Genomic DNA, 26,868 nt, shown 5'->3' with positions numbered 1-26,868 from the left:
GGGGATCCGGGTGGGCCGTTCCGCCCGCCGGGAGGTTCCGAGTGGGCCGTTCCCGTCGCCGTACGATCCGTACGCGACGGGAACGGCCCACCGTTCTTCCGCCACCCAGGCGGCTCGCTCCGGAACCATCCGGACGGGCGGGGAGACAGCGGGGGACGGTCGGCCGACGGCAGGGCGGCGGTGTTCGACCGCCTCCGCTACGTCAGCCGTCCCCCCCTCACTACGTCAGCCGTACGCCTCAGTCGTCGTACGACAGTCCGTGGCCGACGGGCAGCAGAACCTTGGTCGGGTCGTCCGCGCGCAGTACGGGCACGGGCAGCCGGCCCTCCGGCTCGACCCGGCCCCCGATGACCCGGGCGGCGGCCCGGAGCTCGACCTCCGTCCAGCCGTAGGAGGCGACCGACCCCACGACGCCACCGTCGAGCTGCGCGATGTCGTACGGATTGCGGATGGCGAGGTTGATGACCGGTACCCCGGTCGCGACCAGCCGGGCGACCAGGGTGCGCTGGGCGCTGGTGGCGGAGACGTTGTGCGTGGCCACGAGCACGGCGTCCTGGCCGCTGGCCGCCGCCACCGCCTCGTCGATCTTCGCGGCGTTCGGTGCGGTGCCGGTGGGCAGCGTGGTCGTGGTGAAGCCCAGCTCGGTGAGGGAGGTGGCCAGGATGGTCGTGGCCGGCCTGTCCGTCCCGGTCGGCGAGGCGGGATCGGCCCCGACGACCAGCACCTTCCGCTGCCGGCGCCGGCGCAGCGGCAGCGCGTCCCGCTTGTTGACGAGCAGCGTCGTGGTCCGCTCGGCGATCCCGTCGGCGGCGACGAGGTGCTTACGGATGCCGACCGTGCGGTCCACATCGCGGCGGGAGACGAACGGGTCCTTGAGCAGCCCCACCTTGTCCTTGAGCCGCAGGATGCGGAGGACCGACTCCTCGATACGGGCGACGGTCAGCTCACCGCTCCGGACGGCGGCCACCACCGCCTTCCAGGCGATGTCCAGGTTGAACGGGAAGAGCAACTGGTCCACGCCCGCCTTGAGCGCGAGCACCGGCACCCGGTCGTCGCCGTACTTCTCCCGTACGCCCTTCATATTGAGCGCATCCGTCACGATGACGCCCTTGAAGCCGAGTTCCTCGCGGAGGATCCCGGTGATGATCGGGCGGGAGAGCGTCGCCGGGTCGTTGCTGGGGTCCAGCGCGGGGAACTGGATATGGGCCGTCATGATCGAGTCGATCCCGGCCTTGATGGCGGACCGGAACGGCGGCGCGTCGATCCGGTCCCACTCCTCGCGGGTGTGGGTGATGAGCGGCAGCCCGGTGTGACTGTCCACGGTGGTGTCCCCGTGCCCGGGGAAGTGCTTGGAGGAGGCCGCGACGCCGGCGCCCTGATAGCCGAGTACCTGCGCGGCGACCAGCCGGGCGGCGGCCGGCCCGTCCGAGCCGAAGGACCGTACGCCGATGATCGGGTTGGCCGGGTTCACATTGACATCGGCGACCGGGGCGAAGTTCTGCAGAATGCCCATGGCGGCGAGTTCGCTGCCCGCGATGTAGGCGGCGTTGCGGGCGTCGGACCGGGAACCACCGGCCCCCAGCGCCATCGCACCGGGCAGCAGGGTCGCCGGCTTGCCGATCCGGTTGACCACGCCGTGTTCCTGGTCGATGGAGAGCAGCAGGGGTACGGGGGTGGGCTGGGCGAGCCCGGCCCGCTGGATGTCATTGGACATCTCGGCCAACTGGTACGGGTCGCCGATGTTGTGCGACCAGTTGAAGTAGAGGATGCCGCCGAGGTGGTACCTGTTGATCAGCTCGGTGGCGTTGCGGACCCCGAAATCCCTCAAGTTCAGGTCGACGTGCGCCTGCTCCGGGGCGGTCGCCGACTTCCCGTACACATAAGAGACAAAGAGCTGGCCGACCTTCTCCTCAAGGCTCATCCGGGAGATGAGCCGCTTGAGGCGTTGGTCCCGCCCGGCCGAGTGCCCGCCGCCCTTACCGTCCGCGTGGGCGAGCGGTGCCGCGCCCACGGAAACGGCGGCGGCGACAGTGGCGGTGGCGGTGAGAACGGTCCGTCTGGACAGGTGCCGATCGCGCATGGTGATCCTTCCGGCCTTACTCAGCAACGGAGTTGAAGGAAGCTTCCAAGGACAAACGGATAACCGGAAGATAACGGCCAGGTCAAGGGGGTCCCCGTCGGTAACCGGCGCGCCACGCGAAAGATCACCGGTACGGCCCGATATATGCCCGCCACCGGCGCAGTCGGGAGGGAACGCACCGGTGGCGGCGGCCCTGCCGACCACAGCGGGCTGGAGACAGAAAGGCCGGCTGATCGCACCGAATCGAAGCGAGCCGGCACCGCGCTGTGGACCCACTCGGCGGGGTTGGGACATTAGACGGTCGACAGCTCCGGCTGGTTGCCTATTTCGCCGTCATCTTGTGATGGGCTCGGGGGCGTAACCGTGGGTTCCGGTGCGTCCCGGTGGGCCCCCGGCCGGGACTCCGGGAGGCTTGGGCGCGGACTCGTGGGCCTTCGGGCGACGCGGTGGGTCACCCTCCCCGCGCGGCCGGGAGCCCGCGGCGCGTGGACGGCCCCCCGACGACCGACTCGTACGCCCGGTGGTGGATTTCGCCCGCGAGGCGGGGTACCGGGAACGTGAGCCGTGGACCACCGACGCGCGGACGGGTGCCTGCCGGATCTGTCGGGTCCCGGAGCGGGTCGGGTTCACACTCGTACCACTCACCACACTCGTACCACTCACAGCGCTCACAGCACTCACAGTGCTCACAACCGAACGGCCGCACCGGTCGTACGGAGCGGATCTGGCCGGCCAGGACTGGTGGCCGCCCCTTCAGGAAGGAACCGCCGGATGAAGTTCGCGTTCTCGACCCTCGGAGTCCCCGGACTGCCCGTAGCCGATGTGGTCGCCCTCGCCGCCGACACGGGGTATCAGGGCGTGGAACTCCGGGCCGCCCCCGATGAGCCGGTGCACACCGGGATCACCCAGGACGAACGGGCCCGAGTGGCGAAGGAGTTCGAACGGGCGGGTGTCCAGGTCCTCTCCGTCTGCGGGTACACCGGTGCCGCCGCGGAGGGCGACGACACCCCCGTCCTCCAGGAGATCGGCGAACTGCTCTGGCTCGCCAGGGACCTGGGCGCACCGTTCGTCCGAGTCTTCCCGGGCGGAGAGGGTCAGGATCCGGCCACCGCGGAGGCCGTCGCCGCCCGTCGGCTGGGCGCCGCGGCGGAGACCGCGGCCGGGATCGGTGTACGGATCCTGCTGGAGACCCATGACTCGCACCGGACCGGCGCCGGGGTCTCCCGCATCCTGGGTCCGGTCGGCCATCGGCACGCGGGGGCCATCTGGGACGTGGTGCACCCCTGGCTGGACGGCGAGGAGCCGGCCGCCGCGTATGCCGCACTCTCTCCCTTCCTCGGCTATGTCCAGGTCAAGGACGTGGCGTCCCGCGACGATCTCGCTCCGCTGCCGCTCGGCGCGGGGGTGTTGCCACTGGCCGAGTGCCTGGCGACCCTCCCCGCGGACACGTGGGTGAGCTGGGAGTACGAGAAGCGCTGGCACCCGGAGGCGACGGAGCTGCGGGAGCTGCTGGTGCCGGGCCGGGAGCATCTGGAGAGCCTGCTGCCGGGGTGACGGGCGATCCGGCCGTGCCGGGCGTCGGTACGGGTACGGGTACGGGCGCCGGTGCAGGTGCCCGGGTTGGAACGGATGCCGGGGCCGGTCCCGGGCCGGGGACCAGCGGCTGGGTCGACGGCTGGATCCGCGGCTGGGTCGACGGTGGCTGGATCCGCGGCTCGGCGGCCGTGCGGACGAATGAGGTGAGCGCAACCCCGCCGACCAACAGTGCCGCCGCGCCCCAGCGCAGCGGAGTCACCGACTCGTCCAGCAGCAGGGCGGCCGACGACATGCCGAACACCGGCACGAGGAGGGTGAAGGGCGCGACGGCGGACGCGGGGTAGCGGTGCAGCAGATACGCCCAGGCCGCGAAACCGAACACAGTCGAGACCCAGGCGATGAAACCGAGCGCCCCGACCCCGGCCCAGTCGAGGGAGCGCAGGGCGGCGAGATCGGCCCCCGGCCCCTCCACCAGGAGGGACAGTCCGAGCAGTGGCAGTACGGGGACGGTGCACACCCAGACCATGAAGTTCAGGGCGTCCGGGGGCGACGCCCGCCGGGTCAGCACATTGGAGACCCCCCAGCAGGCAGCGGCGGCGATGACGAGGGTGAAGGCGAGCAGTGACCCCGACATGCCCTCGTCGACCGCGGCGAGCCCGATCCCGGACAGGGCCACGGCCATGCCGATGACACGGAGCCTCCCCGGGCGTTCGGCGAGGACGGCGGCTGCCAGGAGGGCCGTGAAGACCGCCTGGGCCTGGAGGACGAGCGAGGAGAGTCCCGCGGGCATTCCGGCGTCCATGCCGACGAAGAGCAGCCCGAACTTCCCCACCCCCAGGGCCAGTCCGACACCAATGATCCACTTCCAGGCGACCTTCGGCCGGCCGACGAGGAAGACGGCGGGGACGGCCGCGACGAGGAAGCGCAGGGCGGAGAAGAGCAGTGGCGGGAAGTGGTCGAGCCCGATGTCGATGACGACGAAGTTCACACCCCAGATGGCGGCGACGAGTACGGCGAGGGCGATGTGTACGGGGCGCATGTCTTGAGGATCACTGGCTGAACCATGTAGCACCAGCGCGGAATTCTTCATACTGGGATTAAGCAACACTGATGAATGGGGGCGGATCATGCTCGATCTGGGGCGGTTGAGAGCGCTGCACGCGGTTGCGGTGCATGGTTCGGTGGCGGCTGCGGCCACCGCGCTCGGATACACGCCGTCGGCGGTGTCGCAGCAGATCACCAAGTTGGAGCGGGAGACCCGGACGACCCTGCTGGAACGGCGCGGCCGGGGCGTGGTCCTCACCGACGAGGCATGTCATCTCGCGGCGACCGCGCGGGAGCTGCTGGCGATCGTCGAACGCGCGGAGACGACCCTGGAGGAACGCCGGGGCCGGCCGACGGGACGGCTGACGATCGCGGCCTTCCCGTCGGCGGCCCGCGGGCTGCTGCCGGGGGTGCTCGGGGAGCTGGCCCGACTCCACCCGGGTCTTGACGCGCGGATGACGGAGGTCGACCCGCATCTGTCGATCGACCTGGTGGCCCGGGGGATGACGGATCTGGCGGTCGCCCACGACTGGGACATCGCGCCGCTGCCCGCCCCGGAAGGGGTGGAGCAGGTGCGGCTGGGGGACGATCTCTGCGATCTCCTGGTGCCGGAGGGGCATCCACTGGCGGAGCGGGGCGGCCCGGTGCGCCGGGAGGACCTGATGGGCGAGCGGTGGATCTGCCAGCCCCCGGGCACGGTCTGCCACGACTGGCTCATCCGTACCCTGCGCGCGACGGGCCGCGAACCGGAGCTGGTCCACCAGGCGGAGGAGAACCACACCCAACTGGCCCTGGTGGCGGCGGGTCTGGGTGTGGCGGTGATCCCCCGGCTGGGGCGGGGGGCGCTGCCGGACGGGGTGGTGACGGTGGCGTTGGACCCGGTACCGAGACGGCGGTTGTACGCGCTCTGGCGGACGGGCGCGGCGCGGCGTCCGGCGATCACGGTGACGGTGGGGATGCTCCGTGACCGCTTCACGGCCCCGCCCGCCTGAGGGCCGCCCACGTCCGGGCCGTCCGGGGCCGACCAATTCAGGGCCCGACCAATTCGGGCCCCCCGGCGGCGGCCATGACCGCTTCACGGCCCCGCCGCCCTGGAACCTGACCGCGTCCGGGGCTCCCGCCCGGACCGGCCCGCTCCCTGGCGACCTGAGGCTCGACCATCCGGGGCCGGGCCCACTCCTGTCCGCTTGAGCCCGGCTTGCTTCCCTTCGCCCCGGGCCGGCTCCTGTCCGTCTGAGCCCGGCCCGTTCCCCTCCGCCCCGGACCTGTTTCCCGTCGCCCCGAGTCGGACCCGTTCCCCTCCCCCTGAGCCTGGCACTCCCCGCCGCCTGAGTACCGGCCCGCCTGATTCGGCTCCGCTCTTCGACCTCGGCCCGCCTACCTCGGTTCCGCCGTCGACCTCCGCACCACCAACTCCGCCCCGATGGTCGCGATCCCCCCGCTCGGCGGCGCTTCCTTCCCCATCGCCAGCCGCCCCGCCCGCGCCCCCGCCTCGTACAGCGGCAGCCGTACGGTCGTCAGCGCCGGCACCACGTCCACCGAGAACGGCAGGTCGTCGAAGCCCGCCACCGAGATGTCCTCCGGAATGCGCGCCCCCCGCGCCCGCAACGCCGCGCACGCCCCCAGGGCCACGGTGTCATTCGCCGCCACGATTGCGGTCAACTCCGGCTCCCGTCGCAGTAGTTCCAGCGTCGCGTCATAGCCGGATCCACGCGTGTACGAGCCATGCACCGTGAGCCGTTCCTGATCGCTCCCAACCCCGCCCCCGACCCCGGCCGCCGCCAACGCCTCGCGGTGGCCCTCCAACCGGTGCCGGGTCGTCGTGCGCTCGGTCGGCCCGGCCACGTAACCGATTCGACGGTGGCCGAGCCCCAACAGGTGTTCGGTGAGCAGTCGCCCGCCGCCCCGGTTGTCGAAGGTGAGCGCGGCGAGCATCGACTCCCCGCCCAGACCGGGCAACGGCGGCCGTCCGCACAGGACGACCGTGGTGCCCGCGTTGGCGAGCTTCGCCAGCTTCGCCGACATCGCCGCGATATGCGCCGGGTCCTCCATGGCGCCCCCGGTCAGCACGACCGCCGCCGCCCGCTGCCGCTGCAACAGCGTGAGATAGGTCAGCTCGCGCTCCGGCGAGCCGCCCGTGTTGCAGACGACGGCGAGCTTCTCGCCGCCCGCCCGCCCCGAGCCCTCCTGCCCGCCGATCGCGGTCTGCGCGGCTCCGGCCATGATCCCGAAGAAGGGGTCGGCGATGTCGTTGACAAGGATGCCGACGATGTCGGAGGTGGCGGCGGCGAGCGAGCTGGCGGGCCCGTTCAACACGTAATCCAGCTCGTCGACGGCGCGAAGAACCCGCTCCCGGGTCGTTGCCGCGACGGGGTAATTGCCGTTGAGGACTCGGGACACGGTGGCCGGGGATACCCGGGCGCGTGCCGCGACGTCCGCCAGGGTGACTGTCATCGCATTCCTCCGGAGAGATGGGCCAGGGGCCTTGTCCGGGCCACTTCCGGGAGGCTAGCGTCCTCCTGCGTAGAAAGCGCTTGCCGTCAGGGCGTCGACGGACCGTCCCCGATGAGCGATTCGGCCCCCGGCCGGGAACATGGGAGGCACCTTCGTGACCCGCAGGACCGTGCGGATCGCCATGAACGGCGTCACCGGCCGAATGGGCTACCACCAGCACCTGGTGCGCTCGCTGCTCGCCATTCGCGCCGAGGGTGGACTCGACCTCGGGGACGGTGAGGTGCTCTGGCCCGAACCCGTCCTGGTCGGTCGCCGTGAGCCCGCGCTGCGCGCCATCGCCGAACGGCACGGTCTCACCCACTGGACAACCGAACTGGACGCCGTGCTCACCGACGGCACGGACCACAGCTGTGACATCTACTTCGATGCCCAGGCCACCTCCGCCCGGGTCGCCGCACTCGAACGGGCCATCGCGGCGGGCCGGCACGTCTACACGGAGAAGCCGACCGCGACCGACCTCGTGAGCGCACTAGCCCTTGCCAGGCGTGCCGACGCGGCGGGCATCCGCCACGGCGTCGTCCAGGACAAGATCTTCCTGCCGGGACTGCGGAAGCTGAAACGACTGGTGGACGGCGGCTTCTTCGGCGAGGTCCTGTCCGTGCGCGGGGAGTTCGGCTACTGGGTCTTCGAGGGGGACTGGCAACCGGCCCAACGCCCCTCCTGGAACTACCGTTCGGAGGACGGCGGCGGCATCACCATCGACATGTTCCCCCACTGGGAGTACGTCCTGCACGAGCTCTTCGCCCGGGTCACCAGTGTGAGCGCGCACATCACCACCCATGTGCCGCGCCGCTGGGACGAGCACGGCACCCCCTACACCGCGACGGCCGACGACGCCGCGTACGCCGTGTTCGAACTGGCGGACGGCACGGTGGCGCAGATCAACTCCTCCTGGGCGGTACGCGTGATGCGCGACGAACTGGTGGAGTTCCAGGTCGACGGCACCCACGGTTCGGCGGTCGCCGGACTCCGCCGCTGCCGGGTCCAACACCGCTCGACCACCCCCAAACCGGTCTGGAACCCGGATCTGCCCGGCACGGAGTCCTTCCGCGACCAGTGGCAGGAGATCCCGGACAACGCGGAGTTCGAGAACGGGTTCAAGGCGCAGTGGGAGCTGTTCCTGCGCCATGTCGCGCTCGGGGAGCCGTACCGCTGGGATCTGCTGGCGGGCGCGCGCGGGGTGCAGCTCGCCGAACTCGGCCGCCGCTCATCGGCCGAGGGCCGCCGTGTCGACGTGCCGGAGCTGGTCCTGTGACCATCCGGCTGCCGGCCCCGGACGGCCGGTCACACCCGTACACACCCCGCGCCGAACCCGTCCGTGTCGCACCGCCAGGTCGGTTGACCTCCCGTACGGTCTTCGCCGCCGCGCATGTCGTCGCCAACCCGTACGCATCCCCGTATCCGTCCCCGTATCCGTCCCTGGGCCCGCCCCCGCAGCCGCCTTCGGGGTTGCCTTCGGGGTCGTCCCCGGGGCCACACCTCGGCGCGGCCCCCGCGACGGTGTCCGCCATCGACTGGGACACCACGCTGGCCTTCCGCCGCCATCTGTGGTCGTACGGGCTGGGCGTGGCGGAGGCGATGGACACGGCACAGCGCGGTATGGGCCTGGAGTGGCCGGCCGCCGCCGAACTGATCCGGCGCTCGGCCGCCGAGGCGAGGGCGGTCGGTGGCCGGATCGCCTGCGGTGTCGGTACGGACCAGCTCACCGGTCCCGCTGATCTCGCGACCGTCCGCCGTGCCTACGAGGAGCAACTCGCGACCGTCGAGGAGGCCGGCGCGCAACCGATCCTGATGGCCTCCCGAGCCCTGGTGACGGCGGCCCGCGGCCCGGAGGACTACCTGGCCCTCTACGGCGAACTGCTGCGGCAGTCGAGCCGTCCGGTCATCCTCCACTGGCTGGGCCCGATGTTCGATCCCGCTCTCGACGGCTACTGGGGCAGCACCGATCTCTCCACGGCCACCACCACCTTCCTCCAGATCGTGACGGACACCGCGGACAAGGTCGACGGCGTCAAGATCTCCCTGCTGGACGCCGGCCGCGAGATCGACCTGCGGCGCCGACTCCCGGCCGGCGTGCGGTGCTTCACCGGCGACGACTTCCACTACCCCGAGCTGATCGCCGGTGACGAACGGGGCTTCAGCCACGCCCTGCTGGGGGTGTTCGATCCCCTGGGCCCGCTGGCGGCGGACGCCGTACGAGCCCTGGACGCCGGAGACACCGACGGGTTCCGGGCCCGGCTCGACCCGACCGTGGAACTCGCCCGCCATCTCTTCCAGCCGCCCACCCGCCACTACAAGACGGGTGTGGTGCTGCTGGCCTGGCTCGCCGGGCACCAGTCACACTTCACGATGGTCGGCGGCCACCAGTCCGCGCGCTCGCTGCCGCATCTCGCGACGGCGTACGAACTCGCCGACAGAATTGGTCTGTTCCCGGATCCGGCACTGGCCGAGTCCCGAATGCGCTCCCTTCTGACGGTGTACGGAGTCGACGCATGACCCAGCGTCCCGACCCGGCACACTCGACCGACCCGTGTCATGGCCCCGACCCGGCACACTCGACCCACTCGTGTCATGGGGCCGATCCGGCCCATGCGGCTGACTTGGCCCACGCCACCTGCCCCGGCCGTCTGACCGACCCGCTCCTCGCCACCGACCCGGGCCATCCGGCTGACCCGTGCCATACGCCCGATCCGGGCCACGCGAGAGTGTCGTCCCGGGCATCGGGACCGGAGCGGGCGACCCGGCTGGCCCGTCTCAGCATCAACCAGATGACCGTGAAACAACTCGCTCTCCCCGAATTCCTCAACGCCTGCCGCCGCCTCGGCGTTCCCGCCGTCGGACTCTGGCGCGAACCGGTCCGGTCGTACGGGGTGGAGGCGGCGGCCGGGCTCGTCCGGGACGCGGGTCTGACCGTGACCAGCCTCTGCCGCGGCGGTTTCGTCACGGCGATCGACCGGGCGGACCGTGCCCGCGCCCTGGACGACAACCGTGCCGCCGTCGACGAAGCGGCGGCCCTCGGCACCGACACCCTGGTCCTGGTCTGCGGCGGACTTCCGACGGGCAGCCGAGATCTGGCCGGCGCCCGGGAACGGATCGCCGACGCGCTCGGGGTGCTCGCCCCCTACGCGGGCGAACGCGGCGTCCGGCTGGCGATCGAACCGCTGCACCCGATGTTCGCGGCGGACCGGTCCGTGGTCTCCACGCTGGCGCAGGCGCTGGAGCTGGCCGAGCGGTCGCCGGCGACTCAGGTGGGTGTGGTGGTGGACACTTACCACATCTGGTGGGACGACACGGCGCCGGACGCGGTGGCGAGGGCGGGGGAGTCCGGCCGCTTGTGCGCCGTGCAACTGGCCGACTGGGTCACGCCGTTGCCGCGCGGGGTGCTGAACGGTCGGGGGCAGCTCGGGGACGGATCGATCGAGCTGCGCTGGTGGCGCGAGCGGGTGGACGCGGCCGGTTTCCGGGGGCCGATCGAAGTGGAACTGTTCAACGAGGAGCTGTGGGCGCGGGACGGGGTGGAGGTCCTCACGGAGACCGCCGACCGCTTTATCCGCCACGTCCTCCCGGTCCCGCCGTCCGCCCCGGTCTCGTCCGCCTTGGCCTCGTCCGCCTTGGCCTCGTACGGGGCGGTTTTCTCCGGTCCGGAGCCTGGGTCGGAGCCCGATCCGGAGCCGCTCGAAAAATAAGCGCGCGCAACGGTGCAACCCTTTGCGGGGGACGCGTGTCGTACCTTGCGTCGGGGTCTTCGGGGGAAGACCTGGGGGGATCTGGGCTCCCGACAGGGGGGAATGGAGGGGCCCGGTCGTTATGACCGGGCCTCCTCGACATCTCCCCGCCCCACGCTCACCCCATCCGCCGCGACGCGAACCGCCACCCGTCACCCGCTGTCGGCTCCGGGTCCCAACCCGCCTCGCGCACCCATCCGCTCCGGTCCGCTGTTCCACCGGCCCGCTGCCCACCGGCCCACTGCCCCACCGGTCCGGGTACCCCTCCCGACGTGCGCCGGAAGCGCCGCCGCGGGAGTTGTCCACAGGCCGCACGCGTTGTCGGACCCGGACGGTAGCGTCGGGGCATGTCCAATCTGGCAGTGCTCGAAGGGGTCCTTGAGCGGATCACCTACGCCAACGAGGAGAACGGCTACACCGTCGCCCGGGTCGACACCGGCCGCGGTGCCGGCGATCTCCTCACGGTGGTCGGTTCGCTGCTCGGCGCGCAGCCGGGCGAGTCGCTGCGCATGGAGGGCCGCTGGGGCTCCCACGCGCAGTACGGCAAGCAGTTCACCGTGGAGAACTACACCACGGTCCTCCCCGCGACCATCCAGGGCATCCGCCGCTATCTCGGTTCGGGGCTGATCAAGGGCATCGGCCCCAAGATCGCCGAGCGGATCGTGGACCACTTCGGCGTGGACACCCTCGATGTCATCGAGGGCGAGCCGAAGCGCCTGATAGAGGTCCCCGGACTCGGTCCGAAGCGGACGGCGTTGATCGGTGTGGCCTGGGAGGAGCAGAAGGCCATCAAAGAGGTCATGGTCTTCCTCCAGGGCGTCGGTGTCTCGACCTCCATCGCCGTCCGCATCTACAAGAAGTACGAGGACGCCTCGATCTCGGTGGTGCGGAATCAGCCGTACCGGCTGGCGGCCGATGTGTGGGGCATCGGCTTCCTCACCGCCGACAAGATCGCGCAGGCGGTGGGCATCCCGCACGACAGTCCGGAGCGGGTCAAGGCCGGCCTGCAGTACGCCCTCTCCCAATCCACCGACCAGGGGCACTGCTTCCTCCCCGAGGAGCAGCTCATCGCCGACGCGGTGAAGCTGCTCCAGGTGGACACCGGCCTGGTCATCGAGTGCCTGGCCGAGCTGGCGGCCGACCCGGAGGGCGTGGTGCGGGAGTCGGTTCCGGCGCCCGACGGCGGCGAGCCGGTGACCGCCGTCTTCCTGGTCCCCTTCCACCGCGCCGAGCTGTCCCTCTCGGGCCAGCTCCAGCGGCTGCTGCGGGCTCCCGACGACCGGCTCCCGGCCTTCCGGGACGTGGACTGGGACAAGGCATTGCTCTGGCTCGCGGAGCGTACAGGCGCCGAGCTCGCCCCCGAGCAGGAGGCGGCGGTCCGGCTCGCCCTCACCAGCCGGGTGGCGGTGCTGACGGGTGGTCCGGGCTGTGGGAAGTCCTTCACCGTACGGTCGGTGGTGGAGCTCGCGCGCGCCAAGAAGGCGAAGGTGGTGCTGGCCGCCCCCACCGGGCGCGCGGCCAAGCGGCTCTCCGAGCTGACCGGGGCCGAGGCGTCCACGGTGCACCGGCTCCTCGAACTCAAGCCGGGCGGTGACGCGGCCTATGACCGGGACCGACCGCTGGACGCTGACCTGGTGGTGGTGGACGAGGCGTCGATGCTCGATCTGCTGCTGGCCAACAAGCTGGTCAAGGCGGTCGCACCGGGGGCTCATCTGCTGCTGGTGGGGGATGTGGACCAGTTGCCCAGCGTGGGTGCGGGCGAGGTGCTGCGGGATCTGCTGGCGGACGGTGGGCCGGTGCCCAGCGTCCGGCTGACCCGCATCTTCCGGCAGGCCCAGGAGTCCGGTGTCGTCACCAACGCCCACCGCATCAACTCCGGCGTGCAGCCCATCACCACGGGCCTCACCGACTTCTTCCTCTTCGTGGAGGAGGAGACGGAGGACGCCGGAAAGCTCACCGTGGATGTGGCGGCGCGAAGGATTCCAGCCAAATTCGGCCTCGATCCACGGCGAGATGTCCAGGTCCTGGCCCCCATGCACCGAGGTCCGGCCGGCGCGGGCACGCTCAACGGCCTGCTACAGCAGGCCATTACACCCGGCCGCCCTGATCTGCCGGAGAAGCGGCTCGGCGGCCGGGTCTTCCGGATCGGCGACAAGGTCACCCAGATCCGCAACAACTACGACAAGGGGGAGAACGGCGTCTTCAACGGCACGGTCGGCGTGGTCACCTCGCTCCAGCTCGACGAACAGCGCCTGACGGTCCTGACGGACGAGGACGAGGAGATTCCGTACGACTTCGACGAGCTGGACGAGTTGGCCCACGCATATGCCGTCACCATCCACCGTTCCCAGGGCAGCGAGTACCCCGCCGTGGTGATCCCGGTCACCACCGGTGCCTGGATGATGCTCCAGCGGAATCTGCTGTACACGGCGGTCACCCGGGCCAAGAAGCTCGTCGTGCTGGTCGGCTCCCGCAAGGCGATAGGTCAGGCGGTGCGCACCGTCTCCGCGGGCCGCCGCTTCACCGCACTCGACCATCGGCTCAGCGGCGGCTGACCCGCCCCCGGCCGCTCGGGTGGAGACGCCCGCCGCCCCGCCGGGGGAGACGGCGCGCCGGCACTCGGCCGGCCGGGGGAAGCGCCTTGGTTCCGGGGTGGGAAATGACACCCCGACTTCCGGAATCGGGGCGAACGGGGCAGGATGAGCAGGTTGGCGGCACTGAGTGCCGCCAATAGGCCCAACGGTCGACCCCGAGTGCACTCTCCTGAGCCAAATGGGGGATGGTAGAGACAGTCAGGGCACCTCGAAGAAGAGGCACTACGTCGGTGAGGGATGACGTGAGCGACAACTCTGTAGTACTGCGGTACGCGGACGGTGAGTACACCTACCCGGTGACTGATAGCACCGTCGGTGACAAGGGCTTCGACATCGGGAAGCTCCGAGCCCAGACCGGTCTGGTGACCCTGGACAGCGGCTATGGCAATACAGCCGCTTATAAATCCGCGATCACCTACCTCGACGGCGAGCGGGGCATCCTTCGCTACCGCGGCTACCCGATTGAACAGCTGGCCGAGCGCTCCTCTTTCACCGAGGTGGCCTACCTGCTGATCAACGGCGAGCTTCCGACGGTGGACGAGCTGTCCGCCTTCAAGGGGGAGATCACCCAGCACACGCTGCTCCACGAGGACGTCAAGCGGTTCTTCGACGGCTTCCCGCGTGACGCGCACCCGATGGCCATGCTGTCCTCCGTGGTCAGCGCGCTGTCCACGTTCTACCAGGACAGCCACAACCCGTTCGACGAGAAGCAGCGCCACCTCTCCACGATCCGGCTGCTCGCCAAGCTGCCCACGATCGCGGCGTACGCGTACAAGAAGTCGATCGGCCACCCCTTCGTCTACCCGCGCAACGACCTCGGGTACGTGGAGAACTTCCTGCGGATGACCTTCTCGGTCCCCGCGCAGGAGTACGACCTGGACCCGGTCGTGGTGGCGGCGCTCGACAAGCTGCTGATCCTCCACGCGGACCACGAGCAGAACTGCTCGACCTCCACCGTCCGGCTGGTCGGCTCCTCGCAGGCGAACATGTTCGCCTCGATCTCCGCGGGCATCTCGGCGCTCTGGGGCCCGCTGCACGGCGGCGCCAACCAGTCGGTGCTGGAGATGCTGGAGGGCATCCAGGCGTCCGGCGGTGACGTCGACTCCTTCATCCGCAAGGTGAAGAACAAGGAGGACGGCGTCCGTCTGATGGGCTTCGGCCACCGGGTCTACAAGAACTTCGACCCCCGGGCCCAGATCATCAAGGCGGCGGCGCACGACGTCCTCTCGGCGCTCGGCAAGTCGGACGAACTGCTCGACATCGCCCTGAAGCTGGAAGAGCACGCGCTGTCCGACGACTACTTCGTCGAGCGCAAGCTCTACCCGAACGTCGACTTCTACACGGGCCTGATCTACCGGGCCATGGGCTTCCCGACCGAGATGTTCACCGTGCTCTTCGCGCTCGGCCGGCTGCCCGGCTGGATCGCCCAGTGGCACGAGATGATCAAGGAGCCGGGTTCGCGCATCGGCCGTCCGCGGCAGATCTACACGGGCGTCGTCGAGCGCGACTTCGTCCCGGTCGAGGCCCGCTGACACTCGCTGGACCCCCACCGACCGGTCGGACTGTTCGGCCCGGTCGGTTCGACCAGTTTGACTGACCGGCTCGGTTTCCCCGTCAGGGGGGACCGGCCGGAGAGCTCTCCCCGGGCCGGGGTGCGGCTGTTGTCCGTCCTGGGCCCCGCCGACGCCGGGCGCGGCGCGCGATCTCTCGCGTGCCCGCGCCCCGCATGGCCCGCTGGGCGCGCCCGCGCCCCGTCGCCCGGGTTTCCCCTCGCCTCGCGCCCGCCCGCGCCCCACAGGCGCCCTTGCGCCCCTTTCGCGTGCCGCCCTCGGCGGTCTCCTGCGTGCCCCGCGCGTGGCCCTGTAACTCCTGTGGCTCCAGCGCCTCCCGTGACCACTCACCGGGAACGGCGTAACGCGCGCCGCCCACCAGGGAACGCGCCGCCCACCAGGAAAGACGAAAGCGCCCCGCCGCCGATCCCCCCACGGGTCGACGAACGGGGCGCTTCCCATATCCCCGGAGCGGATTCCCCCCACGGGATCCGGCCGGGCGTCTGGTGTCGCGGTAACACTTCACGCGCGGTCTGCCGGGGTACGTACGCACGGGAGGGCCGCTCAAAGCTCCCCGGGCACGTGCCCCGGCCAACGCTTGCCTGGGATGTCCCCCAAGACATCCCATGAACGTCCCCCAAGACGTTCCTGGCATCGTCCATTTAGACTCACGAAGAGCCTGAATGGTTACCCCCAAATATCTGTGATCTAGGTCTCTTTGTGAAGGTCTTGTGCGTCACATGTAGCCACCGGAAGGCCCGTGGCGACAGGTTGTCCGTCACCACAAAAACGGACGAAATGACCGGGCCGAAATTGGTGATCATGGCGTTGACCAGGCGTGATGCCATGACTGGGATAGTGGCGACGTTTTAGCCGAAGGCCCAGAAAAGATTGCCCTTGAGCGTGCCCGGTGTCCGGCGTACGAGACGAATGACACTGGCGGCGGCGCGGAGTTCGCCGTGTACGGGTGTATAGCAGCCCGTCGGGAGTGCGGCCACGCGCCCGAACCGTTCGTCGCCGTGTCGTCCGTGGCGATCTTCTCGACCGGACGCCGGTCCGTCCGGGCGCCCGTCCGTCCGCCTGCTCGGGCGGACGGACGGATGCGGTCGTCGCCTGCGCCGGACGGCGAGATGTCGCCGGCTTCCGGACGGTGAAGTGGTCACCCGTGCCGGATCGCGAGATGGCTGCTGGTGCCCGGCCGGAAACGGCACCGGGCCGTACGGGGCCAGCGCGCGACTGGTCGGGTACGGCCCGGTGGGTGGGGGCGGCGCCTGCTCAGGCGCGGCCGACCAGCTCGTAGCCGGCCTCGTCCACTGCGCCGCGCACGGCCTCGTCGTCCAGCGGCGCCTCGGAGACCACGGTCACCAGGCCCGTCGACGCGACGGCGGTCACGGCGGTGACGCCGGCGAGGGCGGAGACCTCGGACGAGATGGAGCCCTCGCAGTGGCCGCAGGTCATGCCGGCGACCTGGTAGACGGTGGTGACGCCGCCCTTGGCGCCCTCGTCGGCCGCGTCCGTGCCGCAGGAGCTGCCACCACAGCAACCGGAGGCGGGAGCGGTCTCGGTGATCTCGATCTCGTTCTCGGTCTTCGCGGTCATGTCGTTCTCCTCGTCGGACCTGTGAATACGCCCGTATCGGCGCACTCATGGCGTGCCAGGGGTCTCCGGGGCTGCCGGGACCCTGTGACACCGACTATACAATACCCCTAGGGGGTATCGATTCCCCATCGGGGGTTCCTCGGTGATTTCCAGGTCCGGGTCAGGCTCCCTCGGTGCGCGGTCCGGTGACCGCGCAGCTCCCGTCGGTGGCGAGGAAGATCGGGTCCAGATAGCGGAACATGACGTTCTTGATCTCCTGCGCGTATGCGTCCCGTTCCGCGCCCTCGTGGGCGAGGACCAGATCGAGGCCGGCCTTGAAGAGGGTGAAGGTCGTGTTCGCGATCCGGGACAGGTCGGCGGGCGGGGTCTCGGGCAGATAGCCGCCGATGATCTCCTCGATCCGGGTGAGCAGTCCGGCGTGGATCGCGTGGAACTCCTGGGTGATCTGGCCGGGCGCGTCGGGGCCGTGGATCAGCACGGCGAAGGCCGGGTTCTCGTAGTTGAACGCGAAGAGCGGGTCCAGCACCGCGTCCAGCAGCTCGTTGAGGGGGAGATCGCTGCCGGCGGCCAGGAGGGCGGTGCCGTGGGACTCGCGCCACTGTTCGAGTAGTCGGCCGCCCAGCTCGATGGCGATGGCCTCTTTGTTCGGGAAGAACTGGTAGAGGGTGCCGGGGGAGACGCCCGCCTCGCGGGCGATGGCGTTGGTGCTGGAGGCGCTGTAGCCGGAGCTGGTGAATACGGTCGCGGCGGCGTCGAGCAACTGGGCGATCCGGCGCTCGCCGCGGGCCTGGCGGCGCCGGGGCTTGACAGGGGCCGTGCCGTCGCCGCCGTCGCTGCTCTTGCCGATGTCCGTGCCTGTGCCTGTGCCCGTGTTCGTGCCCGTGTTCGTGTCTGTGGTGGTGGCGCCGGACGGGTGGTCCGGGCTGCGGTGTCCGTGTTCCCCGTGTTCCCCGTGTTCCCCATGTTTCGGGTGGTCCGGCTCCTGCGTGGACGGTCCGGGTGAGGTCGGCTCCGGTGTTCTGGGCTCCGGTGAGGTCGGCTCCGGCACTGCGAAATCCCCAGCTTCCTGGTGCGGTTGACAAACGCGAGTCACCGCTCGCATTCTTGGTTAATGCGAGCGATGGCTCGTGTTTGCCACTCTATGGCAATGGTCGACCCATGCAGCCTGCCCGGAAAAGCCTGCGCATGGGTCAAGGTGAAGGGGACACCGCACCATGTCCGAAGTCAACAGCCCTTCCTCGGGTGCGGGGGAGGCCGGGAGATGGACTCGCTTCGTCACTGCCCGACCGCGGCTCTCGCTGCTCGTCGCGCTGGTGCTCACCGCGCTCGCCGTCTTCGCGGGGAGCGGGGTCGCGGATCGGATGGGCAGTGGGGGATGGACTGACCCGGCCGCCGAGTCCACCTATGCGACCGAGGCGCTGCAGCGGGAGTTCCCCGCCTCCCAGCCGAATCTGCTGCTACTCGTCGATGTTCGCGACGACCGGCCCGGCGCCGCTCCGGGCGGTTCCGCCGGGCGGGTGGGTGTGGACCGTCCGGAGGTCGCTGCCGAGGCGCGGCGGCTGACGGAGCGGCTCACGGCCGAGGACGGCATCACGGGAGTCGGTTCCTACTGGGCGACCCCGTCCCCCGCGCTGCGCTCGGAGGACGGGCGGCAGGCACTGATAGCGGCCCGTATCCAGGGCGACGAGAAGACCACGTCGGAGATCCTGGATCGGATCGCACCCGAGTATCGGGGAGCGCACGGAGCGGTGGAGGTCTCGATCGGCGGCCCCGTGGCCGTGCAGCACGAGATGACGACCATCATCCAGGAAGACCTGCTGCGCGCCGAGCTGATCGCCCTGCCGGTGACCCTGCTGCTGTTGATCATGGTCTTCGGTAGTGCGGTGGCGGCGATGCTGCCGCTGGTGGTCGGTGTCGTCGCGATCCTGGGGACCAATGCGGTGCTCCGTGGGCTCACGGAGTTCACCGATGTCTCGGTCTTCGCCATGAACCTCACCACCGCGTTGGGGCTCGGGCTCGCCATCGACTACGCACTCTTCGTCGTCCGAAGATTCCGGGAAGAGCTGGCCGCGGGCGCCGAGGTGCGGGCCGCCGTGGCGACCACCCTGCGCACCGCGGGACGCACGGTGCTGTTCTCGGCGATGACCGTGGCCGTGTCGCTGGCCGCCATGCTCGTCTTCCCCATGTACTTCCTCCGCTCCTTCGCCTACGCCGGGATCGCGGTGGTGGTGCTGGCCGCCGCCGCCGCGCTGATCCTGCTGCCGGCCGCGCTGATGCTGCTGGGCCACCGAATCAACGCGCTGGATCTGCGCGGCGCCCTCCGACGGCGCCGGTCCAGGGGCGGCACCACGGAGACTGTCACCACCGGTGCCGGCGCCGGGAGCGGTGCCGAGCGTGGTGCCGGCTGGGCCCGCCTCGCCGATCTGGTGATGCGTCGCGCGCCGCTGTTCGCCTTCGGCACCATCGCCGCGCTGCTCCTGCTCGGTCTGCCCTTCCTCGGCGTGAAGTTCGGCACGCCCGACGACCGGCAGCTCCCGTCGACCGCCGAATCCCATGTGGTCCAGCAGCAGATCCGGGACGGCTTCCCCGGCAGCCCCGACGGCAGTATCGAGATCCTCGCGGTCACCAAGGACGGAGCGCCCGGTACGAAGGGTGCGGAGGGCTCCGAAGGCACGGCGGGTGCTGCCGCGGCGGGTTCCCGCACGACCGCCGCCTACGCCGAATACCGGGAGCGGGTCGCCGCACTCCCCGGTGTGCTCAGGGTCGATGGGCCGGTCGTCTCCGGCTCGGCCGCCTATTTCAGCGTGCAGCCCACGGGTGAGGCGGTGGGCGAGAGCGCTCAGCAATTGGTGCATGAGCTGCGTGAGCTGTCGGCACCGTTCGAGACGTCGGTGACCGGTCGCGCCGCCGCGCTGGAGGACTCCAAGTCAGCGATAGCGGACAAGTTGCCGCTGGCGCTCGGGATCATCATCATGGCGACTCTGCTGCTGGTGTTCCTGCTCACCGGCAGCGTGCTGATTCCGCTCCAGGCGGTGGTGCTCAACGCCCTGAGCCTGACAGCCATGTTCGGCGCCCTGGTCTGGGTCTTCCAGGACGGCAATCTCTCCGGACCGCTCGGCTTCACCCCCACCGGGGACATCGAGACGAATCTGCCCGTCCTGATGTTCTGCATCGCCTTCGGCCTCTCCATGGACTACGGCGTCTTCCTGCTCTCGCGGATCAAGGAGGAGCACGACCGGACGCATGACCACGACCGGGCGGTCCGATTCGGGCTTCAGCGCACCGGTGGGCTGATCACCGCGGCGGCCGTGATCCTCGCGGTGGTGATGGTGGCGATCGGCACCTCGCGGGTGACCAACACCAAGATGTTCGGCCTCGGAGTCGCACTGGCCGTGCTGATGGACGCCATGGTGGTGCGCAGTCTGCTGGTCCCGTCGGTGATGAAGCTGATGGGTGCTTGGACCTGGTGGGCACCCGGGCCACTGCGCCGGTTCCATCAGCGGTTCGGGCTGAGCGAGGGGGAGATACCCAAGCCGGCCCCGGTCCCAGGTCCCACTGAGGATCAGAAGCGGGACCAGAAGCGGGATAGGGGCCCCGAGTCGACGCCTGAGTCCGTGGCGCGGGACGAAGCCAGGGTCTGACGGCCGGCCGGGGCGGGCGCAGGCAGGTGCGCGCGGGCCGGCCGGGGAAGCCCCCTCAGCCCCCAGCCCCTCGGTCCTTCCGGCGCCCCGGCGCCGGAAGGACCGAGGGGTACTGGGCAAAGCGGAGTCCCGCGCCCCTCTCGGGGCGCGGGACCGTGGGTGGTGGTGTCGGCGGATCAGTTGGTTCTACGGCCCTTGGCGCCCGGCCGGTTGGCCACCCAGACGCGGATGGTGTCCGCGTACCAGTACGGCTTACCGGCCTCCACGCTGTCGGGTGGAGGGAGAAGCCCGTGCTTGCGGTAGGAGCGGACGGTGTCGGGTTGCACCCGGATGTGAGCAGCGATCTCCTTGTACGACCAGAGCCTTCTGTCCGTCATCTGTCTGGCACCTCCCCGCGGGCGCGACAGCGGCGGCCCCAAGGCCGTCGGGAGAGCTGTCGCACCGACGCTGGCGATCACTGAGCTTGTCCCTCGTTGAACGACTGTGGGGAGGGAGCGCCGTTGCTGTCGACCGGCTGTGACGGAAAACCCGCGTAATGGAGAAATGCGTGATCACCGGGCGACAACTGTGACAGATACGACGGGTAGGTCTCAGGCGCCGCAGGAGTGGAGGAACCGCCGGGTCCGCTGAGCGATCGGGAAGGGCTTGTCGGGCGGACACGGATACATGTCCTGCTCGACGATGGCGAAGAGGTCCACGTCCAGTGCCTGCGCCGCGGCCAGTACGGGTTCCAGCGCGGGCACCCCGGAAGGCGGTTCGCACATCACCCCGCGCCCCACCGCCGGGCCGAACGGCACCTCGTCGGCGATGACCCCGGCGAGGATCTCCGGGTCCACCTGCTTCAGATGGAGATAGCCGATTCGCTCGCCGTAGGTCTCGATCAGCCGGACACTGTCACCGCCGCAGTAGGCGTAGTGCCCGGTGTCGAGGCAGAGCGAGACCAACTCGGGATCGGTGGCGTCGAGGAAGCGGCTGACGTTGTCCTCGCTGTCGATATGGGTGTCGGCGTGCGGATGCACCACGATCCGCAGCCCGTAGTGCTCGCGCACCGCACGCCCCAGCCGCTCCGTCTGGGCGGCCAGATCGCGCCACTGCGCGGGCGTCAGGGTGCTGTCCTCCAGCACCCGGCCGGTCTTGTCGTCGCGCCAGAAGGAGGGAATGACGACCAGGTGGTCCGCGCCCATGGCCCGGGTGAGCGCCGCGATGTCCGCGACATGTGCCCAGGTCTTCTCCCAGACGGCGGGCCCATGGTGCAGTCCGGTGAAGACCGTCCCCGCCGAGACCTTCAGCCCGCGCCTGGCGGTCTCCTCGGCGAGCACGGCGGGATCGCTGGGGAGATATCCGTACGGACCCAGTTCGATCCACTCGTATCCCGCCTCGGCGACCTCGTCGAGGAAGCGCCGCCAGGGGACCTGCCGCGGATCATCGGGAAACCACACCCCCCAGGAGTCGGGGGCCGAGCCGACCCGGATGCGGTTCAGGGAGGGGACGGGGGAGGTCATACGGCCGAGCTTTCCGGCCGTCGCGGAGGGGTGTCAAGCCTTCGTCCGAATGTCAGGACAAAATGTTGACAGGGTTCCCGCGGGAGCACTAGACCTGGGGAGAGCCGGGCGCCGAACCGAAGGGACGGACATGCCGCAGCCGCACGACCCGCAGTCGTACGATCCCCAGCCGCAGGGACCGCAGTCGTCCGATCCCGGGGAGTACGACGTGATCGCCATGGGGCGGATCGGCGTGGATCTGTATCCGCTGCGGACGGGTGTCCCGCTGGCGCTGGTCGACACCTTCGGGAAGTTCCTCGGCGGCTCGGCAACCAATGTCGCAGTCGGCGCGGCCCGGCTCGGCCGCCGTACGGCCGTGATCACCCGTACCGGTCAGGACGCCTTCGGTGACTACCTTCACCAGGCGCTGCGCGAGTTCGGCGTCGATGACCGCTGGGTGACCCCGGTCGCCGCGTACCCCACCCCGGTCACCTTCTGCGAGATCTTCCCCCCGGATGATTTCCCGCTCTACTTCTACCGGCACCCCAAGGCGCCCGACCTGGAGATCCACGAACACGAGCTGGATCCGACGGCGATCCGCGCGGCACGCGTCTTCTGGATGACCGGCACCGGCCTGTGCGCCGAACCGAGCCGGAGCGCCACGCTCGCCGCACTCGGCCACCGGGACCGGGCCGGTATCACCGTCTTCGACCTCGACTGGCGGCCCATGTTCTGGGCGGACCCCGGCACGGCCCGGCCCTACTACCGGGAGGCGCTCGCCCGCGCCACCGTCGCCGTCGGCAATGCGGAGGAGTGCGAGATCGCCACCGGGGAGCGTGAGCCCCTCGCGGCGGCCCGCGCTCTCCTCGCCACCGGGGTCGAACTCGCCGTCGTCAAACAGGGACCCAAGGGAGTCCTCGCCCTCCACCGCGACGGCACCCGGGCCGAGGTCCCCCCGGTCCCCGTCGACGTGGTCAACGGACTCGGCGCCGGTGACGCGTTCGGTGGGGCGCTCTGCCACGGTCTGCTCGCCGGCTGGGAGCTGGAGCGGATCATGCGGTACGCCAACGCGGCCGGCGCGATCGTCGCGTCCCGGCTCGCCTGCTCCAGCGCGATGCCGTACCCGGCCGAGGTCGACCAGGTCCTCGCGGGCGGCCCGGTCCCCCCGTCCCCGACACCCCCGCCGTCGCCCCCGTCCCCACAGCTCCCGGCACCGTCTCCGCAGCCCCTGGCATCGGACCCCGGAGCCGCGTCGTGAGCCGGGTCGACATCGCCGAACTGGTCGGTATCCGCACCCGGCACCCCGAGGCCGTCGCGGAGGCCGCCACCCGTCGCCGTCGCCGCCCCGGCCTCATCGGCCCCAGCGGGCGGTTGATGATCGTCGCCGCCGATCATCCGGCCCGGGGATCACTCGCCGTCGGCGACCGCCGGCTCGCCATGGCCAACCGCCTCGACCTCCTCGAACGACTCTGCCTCGCGCTCTCCCGCCCCGGCGTCGACGGCGTCCTCGCCACCGCCGACATCCTCGACGACCTGCTCCTCCTCGGTGCGCTCGACGACAAGGTCGTCATGGGCTCCATGAACCGCGGTGGCCTCGCGGGCGCGAGCTTCGAACTCGACGACCGCTTCACCGGCCACCGCGCCCAGGACCTCGCCCGACTCGGCTTCGACGCCGGCAAGCTGCTGCTCCGCGTCGACTACCAGGACCCGGCGTCCCTCGACACCCTGTACTCCGCCGCCCGCGCCGTCGACCAGATGGCCGAGCGTCGCCTCCCCGTCTTCATCGAGCCGTTCATCTGCCACCGTGTCGACGGCCGTCTCCGTACCGATCTCGGCGCCGAGGCGGTCACCCGATCCATCGCCATCGCATCCGGACTCGGCGGTACCTCCGCGTACAGCTGGCTGAAGGTCCCCGTCACCGCGAATCCGGACGATATGGCGGCCGTGATGGAGACCTCCACGCTCCCCGCGGTCATCCTGGGCGGTGAGATCGGCGACGATCAGCACGGCGCGTACGAGAAATGGCGCGGGGCGCTCCAACTGCCCACCGTCCAGGGTCTGGTGGTGGGCCGCTCGCTGCTCTACCCGGTCGACGGAGATGTCACCGCCGCCGTGGACACTGCGGTGGGACTGCTGTAGCCGGACGACGGAACGCCCCGGGAAAGACGGATGACGGATGACGGAGAGGCCATGAACGCCGACGGAACCCATCAGCCGGTCGCCACCGACCGGTATCTACCCGCGGGCAGCACCGCCGGAGGACCGTACGCCCTCCGGGTCGACCCCGAGCGCGCGGGCTGGGGCCATTCCGGCCTCCGGGTGCTGGAACTGGGGCCCGGTGCGTCGCACTCCTTGACCACGGAGGACAGTGAGTGGATCGTGCTACCGCTGAACGGCGGCTGCACGGTGCGCACGGACGGCCAACTCTTCGAACTGCGGGGCAGAGAGAGCGTCTTCGGCGGAGTGACGGACTTCGCCTACCTACCGCGTGATGCCCACGCCCAGATCACCTCCGGCGCGGGAGGCCGCTTCGCTTTGGCAGGAGCGAAGTGCGAGCGACGACTCCCCGCTCGCTACGGCCCCGCGCCGGAGGTACCGGTAGAACTGCGCGGCTCCGGCGTCTGCTCGCGCCAGGTCAACAACTTCGCCGCGGCCGACACCTTCGACTGCGACCGGCTGATCGCGGTCGAGGTGCTCACCCCCGGGGGCAACTGGTCCTCGTACCCGCCGCACAAGCACGACGAGCACCGGCCGGGCGTCGAGTCCGAGTTGGAGGAGATCTACTACTTCGAGGTCGACGGCGACGGCGTCGGCTACCACCGGGTCTCCCCGTCCCGTCCGGGCGGCACGGACGTCCTCGCCGAGGTCCGCACCGGGGACACCATCCTCATCCCCGACGGCTGGCACGGCCCGTCCATCGCCGCGCCTGGCCGTGACCTGTACTACCTGAACGTGATGGCGGGGCCCGGCGCGGCCCGTGAGTGGCTGATCAGCGACCACCCGGACCACGGCTGGATCCGCGACACCTGGCCCGCACAACCGGTCGACCCCCGGCTGCCGTTGTACGAGGCGCCGCCCGCCCCCGCGGTCACCCCGTCCCCCGACGCCGAGGAGGGCCACCCATGACAGGGCCACTTCCGCCCGAATCGCCCACGCCCGGAGCACGGACGCCCGCATCACCGGCCTCCGCATCACGGACCCCCCGGTCATCGGCGGCCGGCCGTCGGCTCACCGTCGCCCAGGCGCTGGTCGCGTTCCTCGCCCGCCAGTACACCGAGCGCGACGGACGCCGCCACCGATTGATCAACGCCACCTGGGGCATCTTCGGCCACGGCAATGTCGCCGGACTCGGCCAGGCGCTGCTGGAGTCCGGTACCGGCCCCGACGCGGCGATGCCGTACGTCCAGGGCCGTAATGAACAAGCCATGGTGCACGCAGCCGTCGGCTACGCCCGTCAGTCACGCCGGCTCTCCGCACACGCCGTGACCACCTCCATCGGCCCCGGCGCGACCAATCTCGTCACCGGCGCCGCGCTGGCCACCGTCAACCGGCTGCCCGTCCTCCTGCTGCCCGGCGACGTGTTCGCCACCCGGCCCGCCGACCCCGTACTCCAGCAGCTCGAAGTCCCTTACGCGGGCGATGTATCGGTCAACGACGCACTGCGACCCGTCTCCCGCTACTTCGACCGGGTCACCCGCCCGGAGGCGCTGATCCCGGCCGCGCTGCAGGCGATGCGCGTCCTCACGGATCCCGCGGAGACGGGCGCCGTGACGCTGGCGCTGCCCCAGGACGTGCAGGTCGAGGCGTACGACTGGCCGGAGGAGTTCTTCGCCGATCGGGTGTGGCGCGTGGGCCGCCAGCGCCCCGACACCGATGCGCTGGCGGCGGCGCGGGAGGCGCTGGCCAGCGCAGCCCGCCCGTTGATCGTCGCGGGCGGTGGCGTTCACCACAGCGAGGCCGAGGACGCGCTGCGCGCCTTCGCCGATGCCACCGGCATCCCCGTCGCCGCCACCCAGGCCGGCAAGGGATCCCTCCCGTACGACCATCCCGGCGACATCGGGGGCATCGGCCACACCGGTACGGCGACCGCCGACGAACTCGCCCGCACCGCCGATCTGGTGATCGGGATCGGCACCCGCTGGTCGGACTTCACCACCGCGTCATCGACCCTCTTCCAGAACCCGTCCGTCCGCTTCCTGAACATCAACATCACCTCGTTCGACGCCCACAAGATGTCCGGGATCTCCCTCGTCGGCGACGCCCGCGCGACCCTGGAGGAGCTGGGCGGAGCACCACGCGTCCCGGCGGCGTACGAGGCGGAGTACCGCGCGGGCAAGGAGAGCTGGGAGCGCCGCGTCGACCGCGCGTACGCGACTCCCGACCCGGCCGCCCGTCCCACCCAGGCGCAGGTCCTCGGCCTTCTCGACTCGCTGGTGACCGGCGACGACATCGTGATCAACGCGGCGGGTTCACTCCCCGGCGACCTGCACAAACTGTGGCGCGCCCGCTCGACCGACCAGTACCACGTCGAGTACGGCTACTCCTGCATGGGATACGAGATCCCCGCGGCCATCGGCGTCGGCATGGCCGCCCCGGGCCGGCCCGTCTGGGCGCTCGTCGGCGATGGGACGTATCTGATGAATCCCACCGAGATCGTCACCGCCGTCCAGGAGAACATCCCCGTCACCGTGGTGATCCTCCAGAACCACGGCTACGCCTCGATCGGTGGCCTCTCCGAGTCTGTCGGCGCCGAGGGCTTCGGCACCGCCTACCGCCGCCGCGCCCCGGACGGTACGTACACGGGCCCCCCGCTCCCCGTCGACCTCGCCGCCAACGCCGCCGCGCTCGGGCTGCGGGTGATCCGCGCCCGGACCGTACGTGACCTGCGGGAAGCCCTCGCCGAAGCCCGCGCGGCCGATGTCCCCACAGGTGTCTATGTGGAGACCGAAACGCCAGACACAGTGTCGGGGCCGCCCCCGGCCCAGGCGTGGTGGGATGTTCCGGTGGCACAGACCGCGACCCGTCCGGCCGCGGTCAAGGCCCGGGAGGAGTACGACCGACACGTCGCAGCCCGCCGCCGCCATCTCTGAAGAAGACCGCCAGC

Annotated in this window: 19 protein-coding genes and 1 pseudogene; 12 read left to right on the top strand and 8 right to left on the bottom strand. The window is 70.6% G+C overall.

What is annotated here, in order from left to right; all coding sequences use genetic code 11:
• Window positions 1-238: 238 nt before the first annotated feature.
• Complete coding sequence (locus ACH4S7_RS05795; protein WP_398519789.1) at window positions 239-2,080, bottom strand: glycoside hydrolase family 3 protein; 1,842 nt, start codon at window positions 2,078-2,080, stop codon at window positions 239-241.
• 771 nt (window positions 2,081-2,851) lie between these two features.
• On the opposite strand from ACH4S7_RS05795, the gene ACH4S7_RS05790 reads away from it, so the two are divergent.
• Window positions 2,852-3,634 (top strand): sugar phosphate isomerase/epimerase family protein, encoded by a 783-nt coding sequence (locus ACH4S7_RS05790; RefSeq protein WP_398519788.1) that lies wholly within the window; start codon window positions 2,852-2,854, stop codon window positions 3,632-3,634.
• A gap of 166 nt (window positions 3,635-3,800) precedes the next feature.
• Here ACH4S7_RS05790 and ACH4S7_RS05785 read toward each other — a convergent pair.
• Window positions 3,801-4,655, bottom strand: a pseudogene (locus ACH4S7_RS05785) (EamA family transporter); the annotation flags it as partial.
• Between the two features lie 88 nt (window positions 4,656-4,743).
• On the opposite strand from ACH4S7_RS05785, the gene ACH4S7_RS05780 reads away from it, so the two are divergent.
• Window positions 4,744-5,652, top strand: a complete 909-nt coding sequence (locus ACH4S7_RS05780) for a LysR substrate-binding domain-containing protein (protein ID WP_398519787.1) — start codon at window positions 4,744-4,746, stop codon at window positions 5,650-5,652.
• Between the two features lie 385 nt (window positions 5,653-6,037).
• Here ACH4S7_RS05780 and ACH4S7_RS05775 read toward each other — a convergent pair whose 3' ends face one another.
• A complete protein-coding gene (locus ACH4S7_RS05775) occupies window positions 6,038-7,114 on the bottom strand; it encodes a LacI family DNA-binding transcriptional regulator (protein ID WP_398519786.1) in 1,077 nt (358 codons plus the stop codon).
• A gap of 154 nt (window positions 7,115-7,268) precedes the next feature.
• Between ACH4S7_RS05775 and ACH4S7_RS05770 the strand changes: the two genes are divergently transcribed.
• The 5 genes from ACH4S7_RS05770 to ACH4S7_RS05750 all read left to right on the top strand — a co-directional run bounded on the left by ACH4S7_RS05770 (window position 7,269) and on the right by ACH4S7_RS05750 (window position 15,025).
• Complete coding sequence (locus ACH4S7_RS05770; RefSeq protein ID WP_398519785.1) at window positions 7,269-8,429, top strand: Gfo/Idh/MocA family protein; 1,161 nt, start codon at window positions 7,269-7,271, stop codon at window positions 8,427-8,429.
• Window positions 8,426-9,670 carry a dihydrodipicolinate synthase family protein gene (locus ACH4S7_RS05765; protein ID WP_398519784.1) on the top strand — a complete coding sequence of 415 codons (1,245 nt, stop codon included), beginning with the start codon at window positions 8,426-8,428 and terminating at the stop codon, window positions 9,668-9,670. Before ACH4S7_RS05770 ends, ACH4S7_RS05765 begins: the two co-directional genes overlap by 4 nt.
• A gap of 272 nt (window positions 9,671-9,942) precedes the next feature.
• Complete coding sequence (locus ACH4S7_RS05760; protein ID WP_398519783.1) at window positions 9,943-10,860, top strand: sugar phosphate isomerase/epimerase family protein; 918 nt, start codon at window positions 9,943-9,945, stop codon at window positions 10,858-10,860.
• A gap of 386 nt (window positions 10,861-11,246) precedes the next feature.
• On the top strand, window positions 11,247-13,454 hold the full coding sequence (locus ACH4S7_RS05755) for an ATP-dependent RecD-like DNA helicase (RefSeq protein ID WP_398519782.1): 2,208 nt from the start codon (window positions 11,247-11,249) through the stop codon (window positions 13,452-13,454).
• A gap of 281 nt (window positions 13,455-13,735) precedes the next feature.
• The gene (locus ACH4S7_RS05750; RefSeq protein WP_398519781.1) at window positions 13,736-15,025 is read left to right on the top strand and encodes a citrate synthase; all 1,290 of its coding nucleotides are present in this window, start codon (window positions 13,736-13,738) and stop codon (window positions 15,023-15,025) included.
• Between the two features lie 887 nt (window positions 15,026-15,912).
• On the opposite strand, the gene ACH4S7_RS05745 is transcribed toward ACH4S7_RS05750, so the two are convergent.
• The 3 genes from ACH4S7_RS05745 to ACH4S7_RS05735 all read right to left on the bottom strand — a co-directional run bounded on the left by ACH4S7_RS05745 (window position 15,913) and on the right by ACH4S7_RS05735 (window position 17,489).
• Window positions 15,913-16,041 (bottom strand): hypothetical protein, encoded by a 129-nt coding sequence (locus ACH4S7_RS05745; RefSeq protein WP_398519780.1) that lies wholly within the window; start codon window positions 16,039-16,041, stop codon window positions 15,913-15,915.
• Between the two features lie 277 nt (window positions 16,042-16,318).
• Window positions 16,319-16,642, bottom strand: coding sequence for a heavy-metal-associated domain-containing protein (locus ACH4S7_RS05740; protein WP_398519779.1), 324 nt, complete (start codon window positions 16,640-16,642; stop codon window positions 16,319-16,321).
• A 160-nt stretch (window positions 16,643-16,802) separates the two neighbouring features.
• Window positions 16,803-17,489 (bottom strand): TetR/AcrR family transcriptional regulator, encoded by a 687-nt coding sequence (locus ACH4S7_RS05735; RefSeq protein ID WP_398520042.1) that lies wholly within the window; start codon window positions 17,487-17,489, stop codon window positions 16,803-16,805.
• 367 nt (window positions 17,490-17,856) lie between these two features.
• On the opposite strand from ACH4S7_RS05735, the gene ACH4S7_RS05730 reads away from it, so the two are divergent.
• Entirely contained in the window at window positions 17,857-20,283 is a 2,427-nt protein-coding gene (locus tag ACH4S7_RS05730) for an MMPL family transporter (protein WP_398519778.1), read from the top strand.
• Between the two features lie 176 nt (window positions 20,284-20,459).
• Here ACH4S7_RS05730 and ACH4S7_RS05725 read toward each other — a convergent pair whose 3' ends face one another.
• Together ACH4S7_RS05725 and ACH4S7_RS05720 are read right to left on the bottom strand one after the other, a co-directional pair.
• On the bottom strand, window positions 20,460-20,660 hold the full coding sequence (locus tag ACH4S7_RS05725; protein ID WP_398519777.1) for a helix-turn-helix transcriptional regulator: 201 nt from the start codon (window positions 20,658-20,660) through the stop codon (window positions 20,460-20,462).
• Window positions 20,661-20,873: 213 nt separating this feature from the next.
• Window positions 20,874-21,785: a sugar phosphate isomerase/epimerase family protein gene (locus ACH4S7_RS05720; RefSeq protein ID WP_398519776.1), complete on the bottom strand. Its 912-nt coding sequence runs from the start codon at window positions 21,783-21,785 to the stop codon at window positions 20,874-20,876.
• A gap of 217 nt (window positions 21,786-22,002) precedes the next feature.
• On the opposite strand from ACH4S7_RS05720, the gene iolC reads away from it, so the two are divergent.
• Genes iolC through iolD form a run of 4 tightly spaced genes read left to right on the top strand, consistent with a single transcriptional unit; the run spans window position 22,003 to window position 26,854 of the window.
• The gene (iolC, locus tag ACH4S7_RS05715) at window positions 22,003-23,022 is read left to right on the top strand and encodes a 5-dehydro-2-deoxygluconokinase (RefSeq protein ID WP_398520041.1); all 1,020 of its coding nucleotides are present in this window, start codon (window positions 22,003-22,005) and stop codon (window positions 23,020-23,022) included.
• A complete protein-coding gene (locus ACH4S7_RS05710) occupies window positions 23,019-23,903 on the top strand; it encodes a deoxyribose-phosphate aldolase (RefSeq protein WP_398519775.1) in 885 nt (294 codons plus the stop codon). The genes iolC and ACH4S7_RS05710 overlap by 4 nt, the downstream gene beginning before the upstream one ends.
• Before the next feature lie 51 nt (window positions 23,904-23,954).
• Complete coding sequence (iolB, locus tag ACH4S7_RS05705) at window positions 23,955-24,890, top strand: 5-deoxy-glucuronate isomerase (protein WP_398520040.1); 936 nt, start codon at window positions 23,955-23,957, stop codon at window positions 24,888-24,890.
• Window positions 24,887-26,854, top strand: coding sequence for a 3D-(3,5/4)-trihydroxycyclohexane-1,2-dione acylhydrolase (decyclizing) (gene iolD, locus ACH4S7_RS05700; protein WP_398519774.1), 1,968 nt, complete (start codon window positions 24,887-24,889; stop codon window positions 26,852-26,854). Before iolB ends, iolD begins: the two co-directional genes overlap by 4 nt.
• Window positions 26,855-26,868: the final 14 nt, after the last annotated feature.

It is taken from the genome of Streptomyces sp. NPDC020965, assembly GCF_044333555.1.
GTDB lineage: Bacteria > Actinomycetota > Actinomycetes > Streptomycetales > Streptomycetaceae > Streptomyces.
This window is presented reverse-complemented; position numbering and strand designations above follow the sequence as displayed.